Genomic DNA, 16,639 nt, shown 5'->3' on the forward strand with positions numbered 1-16,639 from the left:
TACCGCTGCCTATTCTATAACTCATAATTTACTATTTGCGGATAAAGGTAAGTTACAAAACACTTTAAATAAGGTACAGGTGCAGCTCAAGTGAAAAGACCTTCAAGGTTTTAAAAACCTTGAAGGTCTCCATGCTTTGCTTATTTTTGCCGCATGCAAATTGCGGACTTATACAATATATATAAACAATATCCTTCCGTTCAGACAGACACCCGAAAATTAAAATCGGGTGATATTTTCTTTGCGCTGAAAGGACCTAATTTTAATGGTAATAGTTTTGCAAAAGCTGCGCTTGAAGCAGGCGCTGCCTATGTTGTAATAGGTGAAAAAGAATTTGAGATTTCTGAAAAAACAATCTTAGTCGATGATGTATTAACGGCTTTACAACAATTGGCCAATCATCATCGCAAGCAGTTTTCCATTCCCTTTATTGCCATTACCGGAAGCAATGGCAAAACAACAACCAAAGAACTGATACATACTGTTTTGTCAGAAAAATACAAAGTTTACACAACCGAAGGCAACCTGAATAATCACATCGGCATTCCACTTACGCTTCTTAAAATTAAACGGGATGCAGAAATAGCTGTGATTGAAATGGGTGCCAATCATTTGCTTGAAATTGAAAGCTATTGTCGTATTGCTGAACCTACGCATGGATTGATTACTAATTGTGGTAAAGCTCATTTAGAAGGATTTGGCAGCATTGAAGGTGTAAGAAAAGGTAAAGGTGAGTTATTTGACTATCTTAAAACAAAAGACGACGCTGTTGCGTTTATTATGCAGGATTATGATTATCTGCAAACAATGAGCAAGGACATTTCAAAAATAATTACTTACGGAACGCAAGATGCCCATGTAACAGGCCATTCAGGCAATAATGCTACTTTACTAAACGTACACGTCGAAATAGAAAATACAAATACTGAAATAAAAACGCAGTTGGTTGGAGATTATAACTTACCAAATGTGTTGGCAGCGGTTGCCGTTGGCGATGCTTTTAATATTTCTCTTAATGAAATAAAATCTGCCATAGAAAAGTACGTTCCTTCCAACAGCCGTTCGCAATTAGTTGAAACCGGTAGTAATAAAATTATTTTAGATGCCTATAATGCCAACCCCAGCAGCATGAAACTGGCTATCGAAAATTTTGAACATATTGACACAACAAAAAAGTTTTGATGATTGGGGCAATGGCAGAAATGGGAATTGAAACAGAAGCCGAACACGAATCGCTTATCAACCAAATCAAAAAACATAACTGGCATAAAGTGATATTAGTTGGTAAACCTTTTGAACCTTATAAAAACGACTTTCTATACTTCGATCAGTCAGCGGATGCCGCCAACTGGGCGCAAAGCCAAAACTTCGAAAACACTTACTTTTTAATAAAAGGCAGCCGCAGTTCACAAATGGAAAAAATTCTTACTGCCATAAAAAAATAACCGCCATGAGCACAGAGATAAAAGCAAGCAGAAGTTATGTTGGAGCAGTGTTAGGATGTTATTGTCCGCGTTGCCGGGAAGGTAAATTATTTGAAAAGCCACTCAGCTTGAAACTGAGTGGTATGCTGAAAATGAATAAAGCATGCCCCGTTTGCGGGCAACCCACAGAAATTGAAGTAGGTTTTTTCTACGGCACCAGCTATGTAAGTTACATGCTTGCGGTAGCGTTGTGCGTTGCAAGCGCCATTGCCTGGTGGGTAATTGTCGGCTTTTCGTTGCAGGACAACCGGTTTATTTACTGGATCATTTTTAACGCGCTATTACTTGTGGTTTTGCAGCCCTGGCTCATGCGCCTATCCCGAAGCCTGTGGCTATCATGGTTTGTAAAGTACGACCCCAACTGGCGCGAACATGGCCCAATAGACGTTTCAGAACGCATTAATAAAGACCAGGGAAATAACTGGTAATTATATTTTGAGTCAGCAATAAATATAACTTATCGATTTTGCGACGCTCCCTTCAACTGTAGTACATACAGGATCTTCCGTATGCTTCGCATGTAACAATAAAAGTTCAGCCCCTTTCGGGGCTGACTAAAATTCGGGTTACAATTCTTTTTGCATACGCTCTAATAAAGCTTTTGTTTTTAAGATGCCTTCTTTTTCAGAAAGTTTATCGCCTTCATACTCTATTCCCACATAACCTTTAAAGCCTGAATCTTTTACTATTTTCATGATTCTGGAATAATCCGTTTCTACACAATTTCCTTTCTCATCAAATTCTAAGCTTTTAGCACTTACTCCTTTCGCAAAAGGCATCAGTTCGCCAGTTCCTTTATACCGGTCATATTCATCTACACATATCTTCCAATTTTGTGAATCTCTCTTGATACAAAAATTTCCGAAATCAGGCAATGTGCCCACGTTGGGCATATTCACTTTTTCATCACGCCGCTCAACCAGCTTCCATCCGATGAGTAACCTCCATGATTTTCTACGATCACGTTGATCTTTTCTTTTGCTGCATACTCGCCCAACTTGCTTAATCCATCTACAGCAGCCGAAGCAACAACTTCTTTTGTTCCGCCACCTGCTGCATTTACACGAATGGTAGCACAACCCAAATACTTGGCAGCACCCACCCATTTATAATGATTTTCTACAGCCTTTAATCGTTTTGCATTATCCGTGTCGCCCAATTCGCCCTCTCCGTCACACATAATTAAATGGTTCTTTACACCATTATCTTTACAACGCTTCAACAACTCATTCAGGTATTTCGTGTCTTCAGCTTTGTCTTTGAAAAAAGCATTCACATATTCTACAATGCTGATCCCAAAATCTTTTTTGCCATTACCGGAAAATCAAGATTGCTGATCTCTTTAGCGAAAAGGCTTTTATGTAACGACCATTCCGCAAGTGAGATCTCAAAAAAGATTTTGCCTTTTTTCCAAATAATACATCATTCCCTAATGCAGGAAACACAGTGGTCGCCGCAACTGCAGCCGACATTTGTTTTAAAAATAGTTTTCTGTTCATATAGACGAGCTTATTTTACTTTGTTGTTTAAACTTATTTTTTACCACATAGATTCTGTGTTAAAAACCAAAGATTTTTTAATTAATTTCGAGTTTTAGGCGGCTATGCGCCAGCCTGTGTAGGGAGCAATATTTATTTGCTTCCTACTCCTTTTTTCCATCTTCTGTATCATGTTCTCCAGTATTGTTGTTAAAATAGTTTTTATCATATTTTTCTTGCTTTTTATAGAGCGTGTACATTAGTTCTAGCAGCTTTCTTTGTATAGCTACTACAGCTTTCATTTTAATGCCGTGCCTGGCTACTAATCTTGCAAATATGGCTTTAAATCTTTCATCATGGCTTATTGCGCCCAACGCCGGCATGTGCAAAGATTTTCGCAAATACTTGTTGCCTCTTTTTGATATTTTGGGTTTTCCTTTTACCGAAGTACCCGATTGCTTTTCCTTTACATCTAAGCCCGCATAACTAGTCAGTTGTTTTTTATTCTTTATCAAATCAAAACCATTCGTTTCTGCCAGCACAGTTGAAGCGGTTAATAACCCCACTCCGGGAATGGAACATAATAAATCAACCGCAACTTTTATTTTTCATTTGACTTTATCAATACATTGATCTCTTGAACCACTTCTGTTATTTGTTTATCGAAAAACGTGATCTGCTTTTTTAGCCTGCTTACGGTATTTTTAAGTGGTATCGCTTCTGCCTGTTCTGCATGAAGCTGATTCTTGGCTACAGTGCGTGCCTGCACTATCTGATCTCGTTCCCTTACCAACTGCCGCATTTGCTTAAATACAGGATCGGGAGGACTCCAGGGCTCTGATTTTCGCTCTAATCCGAACTGTGTAATAGCTTCGCTGGCTGTTTTGTCCGTAACCGTTTTGACTTCTAATGAGCGGGCATAGTTGCTGATTTTATTGGGTAACACAATGTTCACTTGCTGATTATTCAGATAAAGATGATACGCAAGCTTTTCATGATAAACACCCGTTGCTTCCATAAAAAATAGAACTTCAATAACTTCCTCTGACAACTTTTTTACCCAGCTTAATAAAGAATCGAATCCTTTTACATTGTTCACAAATGTTTTGTGGGCATACACTTGCGAGCTAAAATCATCGTACATACGGCCAAATGCCACTACCAATTCTTTCTGCGCTACATCAATACCGCAAACCTGTTTTACAATTTGTTTCATACCAATACTTTTGAAAATAAAAAAGTAAAGTGAAAAATCCCCTTTCGTTTTGTCTCCTGCTTGGATATTCTGGATACAAAGCTTTGCCCTGTTCCTTACATTCTGTTCAAACTCGAAGAGAGATAAAAAAGGATGAGGCTATATCTATGTGAGAGCATACTTAACGTTGCTTAGGTACATATTCGCTCTCATCCTTTTTCACTTTATAAACTCAAATCTATTGGTATCTTTAATCAAAATCTCAAAGAACTATTTTTATAAAAACAAACATAGGAGATACATAGGTTTTATAATAAATAGGAAATATAAGAAACATATAAGCCCTCATTAGGAAGATGCTATGTTCCGCTTTCGGCGGATGCTATATATCCTCAAACGAAGCAAATGCTATGTATCTATGTGTTTTTTTTAAAGTTCTGTTAGAATTATTGGATGATCAACAACCAACCCTTATTTTTTTCAACCACTATTTCATCATTCGCACCAAAGGTTTTAGCAGGCTGAAAGTCTTTAATTTCTTTTGCAGTAATAGTTGCAGTAGCCGGATCAATTTCTAATTTTTTCCAATCGATAATTAGTTTCACATTTACGTTCTCATCAGCCCAGCTTGCAATCGACACCAATGCTTTTCCTTCTTTTTTATAAACCGTAGTTAATACTTTACTGTTATTGGCCTTTACCGGGCAATCAGGACTCCAGTAACCAATCATCTGCGAACCTTCCATACCAAAATCATCCCAAACTTTCCACATAGGAGTTGGATCTGCACCACCACTCCAAGGAAGGCGGTTTGTCATTCCATATATCATTCCGCGCCATGCATTTCCTCCATCCTGCAACATTTCTCCCATTAGACCGAAAGGTATACCACTTACTTCAGTTAAAAAGAAGTCGGGATCGCTTTTCTCATAATCAAAATATTCTCCAAACCATAACCTGTTTAAATAAGGAAAATGCTCCATGTATAAATTGGCGCTGTTATTAAATCCATCGCTTTTATTATACTGGTTTGCTGAATGAAGATCGATAATTCCTGGATGATCACTTTCCGTTAACACACGCTTAATTCGTTTCATGGTTATGCGGTCAAACGCCACATCATCTAAATAAATACCATCAATGCCAACATTTTTTACAAGCCAGTTCATTCCTTCAACATAATAATTATGCCATCTGCTCATACCGCTATTTACAATTGCAGCATCTTTAATAGAAGGCACAAACCATGCAGCAATATAATCTTTTCCAATATGCTCCTGTAGCCAGCTAAAGCCACCACCCGGACCGGGAGAATATATTTCATGTCCAAGGCTTCTCATCGGAAATGTTTCATAGGCCTTATTTGAAAGTTCGCGTACCGTATTATATATCTTAACTTTTAAACCTTGGGCATGAGCACTATCAATATAACCTTTCATCTTTTTCCATTCGATAAAAGGATAGTTAATGTAAGGGTTAATAGGCGTTGCATGATGTATATTAATAAGATTCGCTCCTTTTTCTTTAATACTTTTTATGTCTTCATATTTATGATAGAAGCGGTTGGCCCATTGAAAATCGGTATTAAGCGTGTGGAAGGGGTTATCAGCAAATGAAAATCATAATATAGTGTATCGCCTTTTTTCATGTTACGCGCGCCGCTATAAGCATCCACCAACACGGCGCTTCCTTTTTGAAAATATTGATTCCTCCTTTGTCGCCATTTCCCCATGAAGTGGGCAACAACAAAGGTTTTTATAGGTAAAAGTTCGTATTTAACGGACGCACATAATGTTCATCACGTAAAGAAAACTGGAGACCGGCATTTACGTTTCCGATCCATCCTCCGTCTTGATTTTTATTGGCAACATCCCACTTCCAAAGAACTGAATCTGGCCGGTTACCACCTTTCAAGCCTAAACCCATAAAGTATTTAGCAAAATCAGGAACAACAGGAATATGGAAGTTTATATCTTTAATAGCTATGTCCTGAGAAGCAATGAGCCTTACTGTATAGGAAAGAAATCCATCGAACTCTAATGTGGCATCAACCTGCATATTTAAAGAAGGCGATGTGTTAACAGATTTCCATCGAACAGTTCCGGCATCTTTTTGTAAAAACTCCACTCCGCTACTTTTCCATTCTATATTTTTTGAGACTTGCTTTCAATAAAATGAAAATGCATAGGTTCCGTCAAAATGTTATTTTCTTTTGAACTAACACTTGTCATTTCAGGCGTGAAAAAAGTTTGTATCTGTGCTGGAAACCCAGTCTTGCCAATCAAAACTTTTCTTCCTAAAAGAGAAACTGACGTATCCCCTACTTGTAAAGGTGTATAGGGCGCAATTACTGTATTTTCCTGAGCCAATGTTGAATTAAGCCATTTTAACCTTGTTTGCTTTTCAGGGTTGCTAATTCCTCCGTCTTTTAAAACATCTTTTATTACATGAAGGGTTATGTTGATGCTTTGTGGCGTTTGTCCTGCAGTTAAAACGGTTGCTTTACCGGTATATATTCCCGGCGTTGCATCAACTGGCACATCTACGGCGCACCACATAGATTGCACCACACCCGGCTTTACGTTGACTACCTTAACAAGTGGCTCTTCTTTATAATCTGTTCCGTTGGTATTTAAGCAAGAAATATGCTTTGCATTAATAGTTTTGCCTGTTTTTGATTTTAAGTCAGAAAAATTGATGTGTAAATTTTGCAAATCCTGCAATGCGTAAACACCTAATTGGAAAGCCAGATACTCGCCACGCGAAGCAGTATCTGTGAAAGTATCCTTCATGCCGCGCTTTATCCAGCGTTGCGGCAAATAGGTTTGCATTTTTATCGGATGCATCCGGTCTTCAGGGAAGACAATAAAACTTTTATTACCCGCCGAGCTCAATAACTTCTCAGTTTCACTTTGTTGCAATAACCTCCATCGGGTAAAAACTATTGAAAGCATCAATGGCTTCATATTGGATCGCAGATGCTTCTGCAAAAGCCTTTCGCAAATTCGTTTGTTTGATCCAGCTTTCGTCGGCCGTTTGCTCCGGTTTCAGATACACGCCTTTTGGATAGTTCGACCTGCCTTCATTTTTATAAGGCATATAATATATATAATATTTGCCGGGACCATTAAGAGGTTCAAATAATATATTGCCAGTTTCGTTATCAGATTTTATGATTTTGATATTGGAAAGAGGCTGCTTTCCATTTTCACTAACAATGATAATGCGTTTTTCAGAAGGATTGTCATCGTTTCTGCGCCATGGAATAACCACATGCGCCACAGTTTTGTTTTTTGAATATTCAGCTGCAGTTAACTGAACAACGAAGCTATGGTTGCCTAATGAGTCTGCATCCCAGTTATTATTACCATTTACATATTTAATAGACTGTGCGGAAACTACATTGCAAAGAAAAAAAGGGCTATAAAACAATAACGCATGTATTGAAAAAAATTTAAGAGCGTAAGTTAAGCTTTGATGAACATTTGTTAATCATTTTATAAAGAAAAAATGGCACTGATTTTGATTTTTATAAATCGAAAAGATTGCTTATTTTAGTTAGGCAAATATCATTTTAAATTAAAAACCTCAAAATCATTTTATGGAAACAACAAATATGGAATTTACGCAGGAAGATTTATTAGTAACAAGATTAGATGAAACGACTGGAGCTGCTGGTGCGTACGACGGTGATGGTGATGGGGACGGCGATGGTGGTGAAGACGGTGGCGATGGCGCTGATGGAGATGGTGGTGCTGATGGAGACGGCGGCGCTGACGGAGATGGTGGTGCCGATGGTGATGGTGGTACTACTGAAAGTGAAGGAACAACAGGAGCTTAAGTATTCCAGCTGATCAAACGAACTTTTTTAAAAAGCCGCAGTTATGGTAAATTTCTGCGGCTTTTTTTAATTTAAAGACTTCATTAAAACCAGACAATGAATAATTTTTTCGATACAATTGTAAACCCTTATACAGTTGATGATTTTTTCAACACTTATCATGAAAAAGATATTTTACATATAAAAAGGAATGACGAGCATTATTATGAAAGCATATTAACTCCTAAAGAAATTTCAAATTACCTGGAAAGACAAGATGTTTTCTACCCCTCTATCAGAATTGTAAAAAATGGCAAAGAAATACCTAACACAGAATATACGCTCAAAAGCACTCCTATCGGGCATCATCGCAAAGACGGTATTATAAATACAGATAAGGCATTTGCCTTGTTTAATAATGGCGCAACATTCGTCGTACAAGCCGGGCAGCGTTATTTCAACAACCTGTCTCATTGTTGTTTGCAACTTTCACAAAAATTCAATGCGCCGGTGCAGGCTAATTTATATATTACACCTAACAAATCGCAAGGCTTTAACCCCCATTGGGATACGCATGATGTTTTTGTACTCCAGATATCGGGAACTAAAACCTGGCATTTGTATGGATTCGAAAAAGAACTTCCTACAAAAAATCAGACTTTTGTAAGTAAGGATTATAACAAAGAGCCTGTTCAAACTATTCAGTTAAGTCCCGGCGATTTTTTGTATGTGCCACGTGGCTATGTGCATGACGCGATGGCTGATGACGGAATTTCGTCGCATATCACTATTGGAATATTATCTTTTACCTGGGCCAGGTATTTCAATGAAATTTTCCCTCAATTGGAAGAGTTTAAAACCTTCCGCGAAGCAGTGCCTTTTTGGAAAGGTGATATTTCCGATTTGATAAAAGAAAAAACCGAAGTGCTTAAACAAAAACTTTCAGAATTAAATTTTGATAAAGGTATTGAGCGGTTGAACAAAAATCATAAAACGGCGCAGGCACAGCCCCTTCATAATTATTTCGAAAGCATTAGAAATATTGATAAAGTAACCTCCGAAACAAAATTAAGACTGAACGAAGGCGTTATTTATACCTTTGTAAAAAAGAATCGGCAAACGAATTGCAATTATTAGGCAAATCTATACAGATTCCCGATGCTGTAAAACCAGCATTAGACTTCGTTTTTAGCAATAAAAAATTCAGTTTGAAAGATTTGCCCGAAAACACAGAAGTAACAAAAGACCTCGTTACAAAACTTATAAGAGAAGGCGTTGTTTATATTGATGAGTCAATGTGATTAGCGCATTAACTTAATGGAGCGTCATACCAACGAAGAAGGCTTCTCCAGTAGCCAGCATCATATATGTAACAAGGAGATCTCTCTGCGGTCGAGATGGCGATCAAAGCCAATGATATTTATCGATGAACTATAAAGCATTCATGTTTGGAAAGTAATATAAATAAGGAAGTTTTTTTTTGTAGCGCAGCGTCAAGGTATTTTAAGGAGCAACTGGCAGGTACAGCGGCTAATTCAAATGCTTTCATTTTGATCGAACACAGCAATCCTTTTCCGGAAAAGATCATTGAAGCTCATTTTGATAAGGATTGGCTAAGAGAAATACAACAGCTTGCAAAGTCTCTTAAGGCTAAAGTATTATTAACCCGAAATAAAAAAACAAACTTTAAAGATTGTAAGATATCTTTTGTTGATTGTAAAACCTTCCGATACTTTACTATTCACACCACCATCGACAAGGTTACTTCCATAAGGCTTGGCGATCAAATCAATTCGCCAGATACACAATGGCAAACAGATCCCTTTTTTGTTATATGCACAAATGGTAAAAAAGATAAATGCTGTGCTAAATTCGGATTTCCTGTTTTTAAATTTTTTGAATCCTTCAATGCTGATGTAAATGTTTGGGAATGCACACATGTAGGCGGCGACAGGTTTGCGGCTAATGTAGTAGCAATGCCGTTTGGTATTTATTACGGACATGTAGCAGTTGAAGATGTAGGACACATCATGGTTAGAACCCTGTTACGCAAGATATACAAGAATAAATTTCGGGGTTTAAGCCGGCGATCGTTTTACGAACAGGCGATTGAATGTCACTTACGGGAATATTTACAAAATTATGATATAGATTTTGAAATACACACCCACCTGTTATTGCACGAAGGCAATCATTATTCGGTAGATGTAACCACCAGCAATAACGGACATTATATACTGGATTTGGAAAGAGTGGCAATTGATTATCCGCACCTGCTTACCTGCAAAGCAAAAAAGCAGGAAAATATATCAAAATTCAGATTGTCAAGATTAGAAAAAATTGAGTCATAAAAAAGGGTGCTTTTAAGCACCCTTTTACTTTTTTGATATGAACATTATTCTAAAGTTGGATTGAATGTTCCTCCCCAATCTTTATTCTGCTCTATTTTACTTCCTGCAGCAATAACATTTTGCTGTATTGGTGCAAAATAATATTTATTCGGCAGAGTATTAATGTCAACACCAGACTGTGGCGTTTGTAATAAGCTGTATTTGAAATTGGTCTCAGTCAATTGATTGGCTAAAGCCATTTCCCTGGCTTGTGTCAAAGGTATTTCGGCACCACCAGCGTTAATAGCAATCGCTTCAACCCCATTTTTAGGTTTGGCGTTGAAGACACTGAACATTCTCCACCTGCGCAGATCGCTAAATCTCAAACCCTCAAAACAAAACTCAATGTTACGTTCATCCATAATCGCCTGCCTTGTCTGCTCGCGCGTAGTTGCTATTATGCCATAACTACCACTCGCACCAGCTTCGATTCCTGCCCTTTGACGTATCGCTTTTAGAATATCCAAAGCCTCCGATGTGTGCCCTGTTTCATTAGCTGCCTCAGCATAATTTAACATCACTTCCGCAAAGCGCATCAAAACATAGTCCACATCATATTGTTGAACCTGAGCTTGTGTGAGCGAAAGATTACTGTTCTTTAAAATGAAGAATCCGCTGTATCTGTCATTATTTTGCGACTTTTCTGATGATTTAGGATTTACGCCGTAACTATCCAATACATTGGCGATTCCAATTGATGTGTACTGCCTGTAACCTGGCATGGTACCAGCAACTGGGTACAAACCTGCATTCCATACAACGGATTTTTCAAAGCGTGGATCTCTGTTAAGCCAATAGGATTGTAAGAATTCTGCATCGCTTTTATAATATAGCCCGGAAGGGTCATCATACTGTTTTCCATCTTTCATAGGAAAAGCTTTAACCATTTCCCATGTGGGACCAACAGAAGCCGGGCCACGACTGAGCGAACCAGGACGAGCGCCATTATCCCATGCAGCAACTTTGTTAGGGAATAAATTGGTTACGGAAAAAACCACTTCGGCGTTTCTTTCAGACAGTGCTATTTGTGCATAATCCTCTATAAGCGTGTAGCCTTGCGTGCTCAGACTATCATAAGCCTTTTTATTTATAGTGTAAGCTTCACTCCAATAACTATTGTTCCAGGGATTGCCCGGATTGAATTGTGGTGACGCTTTATACAACGATACTTTTGCCTTGAAGGCCAACGCGAAATTACCATCGATTCTTCCCCAATCGCCCGATGAAGAAGTGATACGTTGTGGCAGTAAACCAATAGCTGAATCCAAATCATTATTAATAAAATCAAAGCAGTCCTTCGTGGAGTTGCGTGGAATATTCAGCTCATCCGCATATCTGTCTTGCGGCACTTTTAAATAGGGTACGCCGCCGTAAGTTTTCACAAGGCCGAAATAAGTATACGCTCTTAAAAAATAAAATTGTCCCAGTAATGCATCTTTAACATTTTGCGGTAATGTACCAATGTTGGTTCTCAGAATACCTTCATTGATTAAACGTATGCGCGTGTAATTATTGTTCCAGTCATTATTTCCAGAACCCGGTATGGCTACGAGATTTCCTGCATTTACAGTAGTTACGACATCTGCTGGAAAAGGTACGCCGGTGAGTTGTTCACTTTGTCCGTCAAGACCTATGTTCCAATTCCCAAAGGCATCGGAATAAATATTTCCTAGGTAAGCGTTTGCTACATTGGGATCTGTCCATACCAACGAAGGATCATAACCATTGAGATTGGGTATGTCCAGCACTTTTGAGCAACTGGCGAATAAAATAATCGCCGATGAATATATGATCAATAATTTTTTCATGTGTTTCTTTTTATTATGGAATGGCATTAAAACTTAAGATTCAATCCTACCGTAAATGTTTTCATAATAGGATATGAATCGTAATTCTTTTGTTCAGGATCCTGAAACTCTTTCATCTTTGAAAACGTAAACAGGTTAGTTCCGTTTAGAAATATCTGTGTTCCCGTAAGACCTATTTTATTAATCCAATTTGCTGGAAGATCATACGCAACATTAATGTTTCTAAGTCTGAGGTAAGCTCCATTACGAAGCCAAAAGGTGGAACCTAAAGTTCCCGACTCCAACCAGTTCTTGCCAACAGGCCGCGGATATTTTGCATTGGGGTTTTCTGGTGTCCACACATCGTCGGTCCATATTGGGTAATATGGCCTTATGGAACCTCCATGCTGGCGCATACCTTCACCATCCTGGTTGCTGATCATCCTGTCATATTTTCCAACACCCTGAAGAAGGGCATCCAACGAAAAGCCTCTCCATGAAACAGCAAAGCCAACGCCATAATTGATACGTGGCGCGCCATTATCACTAAGAAGTATTACATCGTTATCATCAATTTTCCCATCAGGTGTATTGGAAAAACCAGCACCACGTATATCTTTATATTTAATAGCTCCCAGGTATGGTTTCCTACCAAAAATTGTATAGCCATCTGCCAACAATGCATCTAATTCAGATTGAGTGCGCACCAGGTCTTCAGCTACAAAGCCGAAAAGCCTGTTAGCAGGATATCCTACAGGATATCTAAAATCCTGTGGTTGTCCGGGATAGTAGGAGGCATTTGAAGGGTCTAAAACGTCCCACCTATCTTTTGCATATCCTATATTGGCATAAACAGAGTAAATAAATTCTCCTACTTTATCCTGCCATTGCAAAGCAAGTTCCAGCCCACGCGTTGAATTAGCAGCATAGTTTTCTGGTGCTAAGGCGCGTCCATAAGTTACAGGAATGGTAACATCGCGCGCGCCCAAAATATTCTTCTTCTTTTTAAGAACCCATCAATCGATCCTGATAGTCGATTTTTCAACATTGCAAAATCTAATCCAAGGTTGGTTTCATAATTCGTTGCCCAAGTGATGCCTGGCACCGGTGTTGGACCAGGCCCTACATTTATATAATAGGTATTACCAAACATATAGCCTCCAGCGTTAGCATATGTATCCATGTACAAGAACTTTCCTATTTGTTCATTAGCAACATTAACTAAATTACCTGTAGTTCCATAGCCTCCTCGCAACTTTAACTCATTAATCCAATCGATATTGTCTTTAAAGAATGACTCCTGCGATATTCTCCATGCCAGAGAAGCTGATGGAAAGAAACCCCATCTTTGGCTTTTTGCTGCCAACACGGTACCATCATATCGGAATGAAAAATCAGCCAGGTAACGATTGCCATAATTGTAATTCAATCTGCCAATCCAGGACTGGCGTGTTAATGCAGGATCTATAAACTCTTCAGCATCTCCAAATCTGTTACCTGGAGAAGTAGAATAAGCAAACATTTGGTCAATATCTGTTACTGGAGCAAATCCCTGAGCAGTAGCGCCGATTCTTCTGTTATCTGCCTGTTCAAATACCGTCATTGCATTTATGGCATGTTCGCCAAATTTCCTGTCATAATTTAAATACCAGTTAACCTGGTATTGCCATCCTGTAGAAATATTATAACGTAGAAATGGTTGATTCTGACTGAAAGTAAATATATTGATCTGATTAGGATCTGGCCTGCCGGGAATATATGGGTTGTTGGTTGGATCGGCTGAAATGAATTTATAATTGTATTGATGCGTAAGATACCATTTCCGCATATAATCATTGGCTTCATAATTACCCACCAACTTTGTTGATAACCCTTTCACGAACTGATCCAACTTTATATCTAATGTCAAGATCGATTAAACTGCCTACGGCGAGTATTGATATACCTATCGCCTTGCACCATATCTACAACATTCCAAAGCTGAAAGCTACCTATTGCCGGTTGAACCGGATAATCAGTGATGTTATTAGCTACGCTTCCATCTTCATTAAGATAAAAAGGGAACAGCTTAGGCCAGTTAAAAGTAACCCTGTAAAAATCACTCACATCATAATCATCATCACCTGTAAATGGCCAGTAGAAGCGATCCGCATTTTGTTGTGACGCAGCCAGGTTAAGATTTACCGATATTGCATTACTTAATTTGGCTGTCACATTACTACGCATATTAAATTTCTTGAAATCGAGATTGATGTAAGATCCTTTCTCTCCAGTATAGCTTACCATTGAATAGTAATTGATCTTTTCGCTTCCCCCACTTACACTTAGTAAATATTTTTGATTGGATGGATTGCGCCAAACCCAATCGTTAGCGTTATATGACCGATCCTTAAAGTAGTCAAAAATAGTTTGTGTATTAGGTAGCGGATCGCTTCGATCATTATATTCATTATTCCACTGCGTTACACGATTCTGATAAGTTAGCTCATCTGTAGCAGTCGTCATATCAGCCAATAATTCCTGTGTTGGCCTTGAAGTTGTAAAGGAGGTTTGAAAACCAAATACCGGCTTACCAGATGATCCTCTTTTGGTAGTGATAACCATTACACCATTACCAGCCTGCACGCCATAAACCGAAGCAGTTGCTGCATCTTTCAATATACTCATCTGATCAATTTCATTCGGGTCAAGGGCATCAAAAGCTGCTTTACTTTTAATAATACCATCAATTACATATACAGGCTCTCCAAAACTTCCACGTACCCGAATCGTTGAAGATGCGCCCGATAAGCCAGATGTATTGACTACCGTAACGCCTGCGGCACGTCCCGCCAACGCATTCGACATATTGGTAAGTGGAATGTTGTTTATTTTAGCTGTATTGATTGATGATACCGCTCCGGTAATATTCGATTTCTTTTGCGTACCATAACCTACTACCACCACTTCATCCATTTCGCCCTGTACAGGGCCTAATGTAATATTGACCTGCGTTTGATTATTTACAGGAACGTCAAGACTAGCAAAACCAACATAGCTAATTACGAGTGTATCCGTGCCAGACGGCATCCTTATACTAAAGTGACCACTCGAATCGGTTGTGGTTGCTTGTTGCGTGCTTTTTACGATCACGGTTGCTCCTGCAATCGCTGAACCTTGATTACTGACGACCGTGCCTGCGACGGTATGGTCCGTCTGAAAATAAAACTTACTGACTATGTCCGCTGCGCGAGTACGAGGATGGATGATTAAAACTAGCAATGCCAAAGCAATGCATTTAGGTAGGTTCACGCAAAAGCGAACCCGTTTGAGGGATTGGTTTAGTTTCAAGATTTGAGGGTTTTAGCTTAGTGCCGAAAATAGCACAATCTTAACAGAACAACCCTCTTGAGTTAATATTTGTCAAAATATAGTCAAAATAATACGCCCTAAATTCCCCTACTTTTTCTAATGCAATTGTTCTTCAATAGCTTGTATCACAACTTCAAAATAATTTTCATCGTTGAGTTTACAGGCATGCCCCATGCCACCAGGACTAAATACATTTACTTCCATAACCTTATCGCCAACAATATCAAGACCTACGAGAAACATACCATCCTTGACTAGCTTATGGCTTACCGCATCTACAATGTCCAGTGTTTTTTAGTAATCTTAGCAGGAGATACACTTCCACCCTGATGTATATTACTTCTGATATCACCTTCGGCCTGTGAACGATGAATAGCCGCTATCTTTCCGTTTATTTCAATGGGCTTACCTTCTAATAAAAAAGCCGTACATCTCCTTTGCTTGCTTTAGGAAGATATTCCTGTACAACAATATATCCATCACGTCCTATGGCATCTACTATCTGGTTTAAATTTTTATTTTGCTCATTCACCAGGAATACGTTCTTTCCACCGGAACCCTGTAATGGTTTCAATACGATATTCTTTTTATGCGAAGCATAAAAACTTTGTATTTCGCTAAGGCTGCGGGTAATAATGGTTTCAGGTCTTATTATTTCAGGAAAGTATTGGAAATACATTTTATTTGTAGCTTTCGCCAGCATGTCAGGGTTATTCAACACCAACACTCCATTCTTTTTGCGAGCTGACCAAATACAATGCCCGCGTATTGTGCCCATGGCCGCTCTTCCAAATCTGCAGACGGATCATTTCTTAACATCAACACATCCAGATCTTTGGACTCTATCAACTTCTTATCAACCTTAAATACCTCATCCATGAATATCTTGGGGCTTCTGAATTTTTTTGATGGAGCTTTTTTTATGCGCACCCATTTGTCCCGATGCTGTATAACTAAAATCCTCCACAGCAATATAAAATACATCATGACCCATTTGCAAAGCTTGCAACGCCAATCGGGTTGTAGTATATAAGGGTTCTTCAGTATCATAGTCGTTAATAACAAAAGCTATTTTCATTTATTTATATTTTTATATTTTAAATGTCTGGTATAATCTTTAGTTTTTTTAAAACT

At 38.6% G+C, this 16,639-nt stretch carries 22 protein-coding genes and 1 pseudogene; 7 read left to right on the forward strand and 16 right to left on the reverse strand.

What is annotated here, in order from left to right:
* Window positions 1-153 precede the first annotated feature (153 nt).
* From MKP09_RS16165 to MKP09_RS16175, 3 genes are read left to right on the forward strand one after another with little or no spacing between them, the layout of a single operon-like run.
* Window positions 154-1,182, forward strand: a complete 1,029-nt coding sequence (locus MKP09_RS16165) for a UDP-N-acetylmuramoyl-tripeptide--D-alanyl-D-alanine ligase (RefSeq protein WP_240831137.1) — start codon at window positions 154-156, stop codon at window positions 1,180-1,182.
* Window positions 1,182-1,445: a hypothetical protein gene (locus tag MKP09_RS16170; RefSeq protein WP_240831139.1), complete on the forward strand. Its 264-nt coding sequence runs from the start codon at window positions 1,182-1,184 to the stop codon at window positions 1,443-1,445. The genes MKP09_RS16165 and MKP09_RS16170 overlap by 1 nt, the downstream gene beginning before the upstream one ends.
* Window positions 1,446-1,450: 5 nt before the next feature.
* Complete coding sequence (locus MKP09_RS16175; RefSeq protein ID WP_240831141.1) at window positions 1,451-1,912, forward strand: DUF983 domain-containing protein; 462 nt, start codon at window positions 1,451-1,453, stop codon at window positions 1,910-1,912.
* Between the two features lie 138 nt (window positions 1,913-2,050).
* Here MKP09_RS16175 and MKP09_RS16180 read toward each other — a convergent pair whose 3' ends face one another.
* The 9 genes from MKP09_RS16180 to MKP09_RS28910 form a co-directional block, all read right to left on the reverse strand.
* A complete protein-coding gene (locus MKP09_RS16180; RefSeq protein ID WP_240831143.1) occupies window positions 2,051-2,377 on the reverse strand; it encodes a hypothetical protein in 327 nt (108 codons plus the stop codon).
* Between the two features lie 2 nt (window positions 2,378-2,379).
* On the reverse strand, window positions 2,380-2,760 hold the full coding sequence (locus tag MKP09_RS16185) for a sugar phosphate isomerase/epimerase family protein (protein WP_240831147.1): 381 nt from the start codon (window positions 2,758-2,760) through the stop codon (window positions 2,380-2,382).
* A 366-nt stretch (window positions 2,761-3,126) separates the two neighbouring features.
* Window positions 3,127-3,567, reverse strand: a complete 441-nt coding sequence (locus tag MKP09_RS16190; protein WP_449587068.1) for a transposase — start codon at window positions 3,565-3,567, stop codon at window positions 3,127-3,129.
* Window positions 3,564-4,178, reverse strand: coding sequence for an IS110 family transposase (locus tag MKP09_RS16195; protein ID WP_240831154.1), 615 nt, complete (start codon window positions 4,176-4,178; stop codon window positions 3,564-3,566). Before MKP09_RS16195 ends, MKP09_RS16190 begins: the two co-directional genes overlap by 4 nt.
* A gap of 425 nt (window positions 4,179-4,603) precedes the next feature.
* Window positions 4,604-5,695, reverse strand: a complete 1,092-nt coding sequence (locus tag MKP09_RS16200; RefSeq protein ID WP_490355052.1) for a hypothetical protein — start codon at window positions 5,693-5,695, stop codon at window positions 4,604-4,606.
* Window positions 5,692-5,889 carry a hypothetical protein gene (locus tag MKP09_RS28900; RefSeq protein WP_490355050.1) on the reverse strand — a complete coding sequence of 66 codons (198 nt, stop codon included), beginning with the start codon at window positions 5,887-5,889 and terminating at the stop codon, window positions 5,692-5,694. The genes MKP09_RS16200 and MKP09_RS28900 overlap by 4 nt, the downstream gene beginning before the upstream one ends.
* A gap of 23 nt (window positions 5,890-5,912) precedes the next feature.
* The gene (locus MKP09_RS26390; protein ID WP_317235365.1) at window positions 5,913-6,284 is read right to left on the reverse strand and encodes a glycoside hydrolase domain-containing protein; all 372 of its coding nucleotides are present in this window, start codon (window positions 6,282-6,284) and stop codon (window positions 5,913-5,915) included.
* A 17-nt stretch (window positions 6,285-6,301) separates the two neighbouring features.
* Complete coding sequence (locus MKP09_RS28905) at window positions 6,302-7,111, reverse strand: glycoside hydrolase domain-containing protein (RefSeq protein WP_240831514.1); 810 nt, start codon at window positions 7,109-7,111, stop codon at window positions 6,302-6,304.
* Complete coding sequence (locus tag MKP09_RS28910) at window positions 7,065-7,589, reverse strand: glycoside hydrolase domain-containing protein (protein WP_240831156.1); 525 nt, start codon at window positions 7,587-7,589, stop codon at window positions 7,065-7,067. Before MKP09_RS28910 ends, MKP09_RS28905 begins: the two co-directional genes overlap by 47 nt.
* A 169-nt stretch (window positions 7,590-7,758) precedes the next feature.
* On the opposite strand from MKP09_RS28910, the gene MKP09_RS16220 reads away from it, so the two are divergent.
* The 4 genes from MKP09_RS16220 to MKP09_RS16235 all read left to right on the forward strand — a co-directional run bounded on the left by MKP09_RS16220 (window position 7,759) and on the right by MKP09_RS16235 (window position 10,328).
* Window positions 7,759-7,998, forward strand: a complete 240-nt coding sequence (locus tag MKP09_RS16220; protein ID WP_240831158.1) for a hypothetical protein — start codon at window positions 7,759-7,761, stop codon at window positions 7,996-7,998.
* A 96-nt stretch (window positions 7,999-8,094) separates the two neighbouring features.
* Window positions 8,095-9,114 carry a cupin domain-containing protein gene (locus MKP09_RS16225; RefSeq protein ID WP_240831160.1) on the forward strand — a complete coding sequence of 340 codons (1,020 nt, stop codon included), beginning with the start codon at window positions 8,095-8,097 and terminating at the stop codon, window positions 9,112-9,114.
* Window positions 9,102-9,278: a hypothetical protein gene (locus tag MKP09_RS16230; RefSeq protein ID WP_240831162.1), complete on the forward strand. Its 177-nt coding sequence runs from the start codon at window positions 9,102-9,104 to the stop codon at window positions 9,276-9,278. Before MKP09_RS16225 ends, MKP09_RS16230 begins: the two co-directional genes overlap by 13 nt.
* 147 nt (window positions 9,279-9,425) lie before the next feature.
* Window positions 9,426-10,328, forward strand: a complete 903-nt coding sequence (locus MKP09_RS16235) for a sucrase ferredoxin (protein ID WP_240831164.1) — start codon at window positions 9,426-9,428, stop codon at window positions 10,326-10,328.
* A 44-nt stretch (window positions 10,329-10,372) separates the two neighbouring features.
* On the opposite strand, the gene MKP09_RS16240 is transcribed toward MKP09_RS16235, so the two are convergent.
* The 7 genes and pseudogenes from MKP09_RS16240 to MKP09_RS16270 all read right to left on the reverse strand — a co-directional run bounded on the left by MKP09_RS16240 (window position 10,373) and on the right by MKP09_RS16270 (window position 16,583).
* Complete coding sequence (locus MKP09_RS16240) at window positions 10,373-12,175, reverse strand: RagB/SusD family nutrient uptake outer membrane protein (RefSeq protein WP_240831166.1); 1,803 nt, start codon at window positions 12,173-12,175, stop codon at window positions 10,373-10,375.
* A gap of 26 nt (window positions 12,176-12,201) precedes the next feature.
* On the reverse strand, window positions 12,202-13,143 hold the full coding sequence (locus tag MKP09_RS16245; protein WP_240831168.1) for a SusC/RagA family TonB-linked outer membrane protein: 942 nt from the start codon (window positions 13,141-13,143) through the stop codon (window positions 12,202-12,204).
* Complete coding sequence (locus MKP09_RS16250; RefSeq protein WP_240831170.1) at window positions 13,113-14,063, reverse strand: SusC/RagA family TonB-linked outer membrane protein; 951 nt, start codon at window positions 14,061-14,063, stop codon at window positions 13,113-13,115. Before MKP09_RS16250 ends, MKP09_RS16245 begins: the two co-directional genes overlap by 31 nt.
* On the reverse strand, window positions 14,060-15,421 hold the full coding sequence (locus MKP09_RS16255) for a carboxypeptidase-like regulatory domain-containing protein (protein ID WP_240831173.1): 1,362 nt from the start codon (window positions 15,419-15,421) through the stop codon (window positions 14,060-14,062). Before MKP09_RS16255 ends, MKP09_RS16250 begins: the two co-directional genes overlap by 4 nt.
* A 180-nt stretch (window positions 15,422-15,601) precedes the next feature.
* Window positions 15,602-16,283 (reverse strand): annotated as a pseudogene (locus MKP09_RS28250) (ATP-grasp domain-containing protein).
* Complete coding sequence (locus MKP09_RS16265) at window positions 16,220-16,384, reverse strand: hypothetical protein (RefSeq protein ID WP_240831175.1); 165 nt, start codon at window positions 16,382-16,384, stop codon at window positions 16,220-16,222. Before MKP09_RS16265 ends, MKP09_RS28250 begins: the two are co-directional and overlap by 64 nt.
* Window positions 16,377-16,583 carry a hypothetical protein gene (locus tag MKP09_RS16270; protein ID WP_240831177.1) on the reverse strand — a complete coding sequence of 69 codons (207 nt, stop codon included), beginning with the start codon at window positions 16,581-16,583 and terminating at the stop codon, window positions 16,377-16,379. The genes MKP09_RS16265 and MKP09_RS16270 overlap by 8 nt, the downstream gene beginning before the upstream one ends.
* Window positions 16,584-16,639 lie beyond the last annotated feature (56 nt).

It is taken from the genome of Paraniabella ginsengisoli (genome assembly GCF_022513635.1).
GTDB lineage: Bacteria > Bacteroidota > Bacteroidia > Chitinophagales > Chitinophagaceae > Niabella > Niabella ginsengisoli.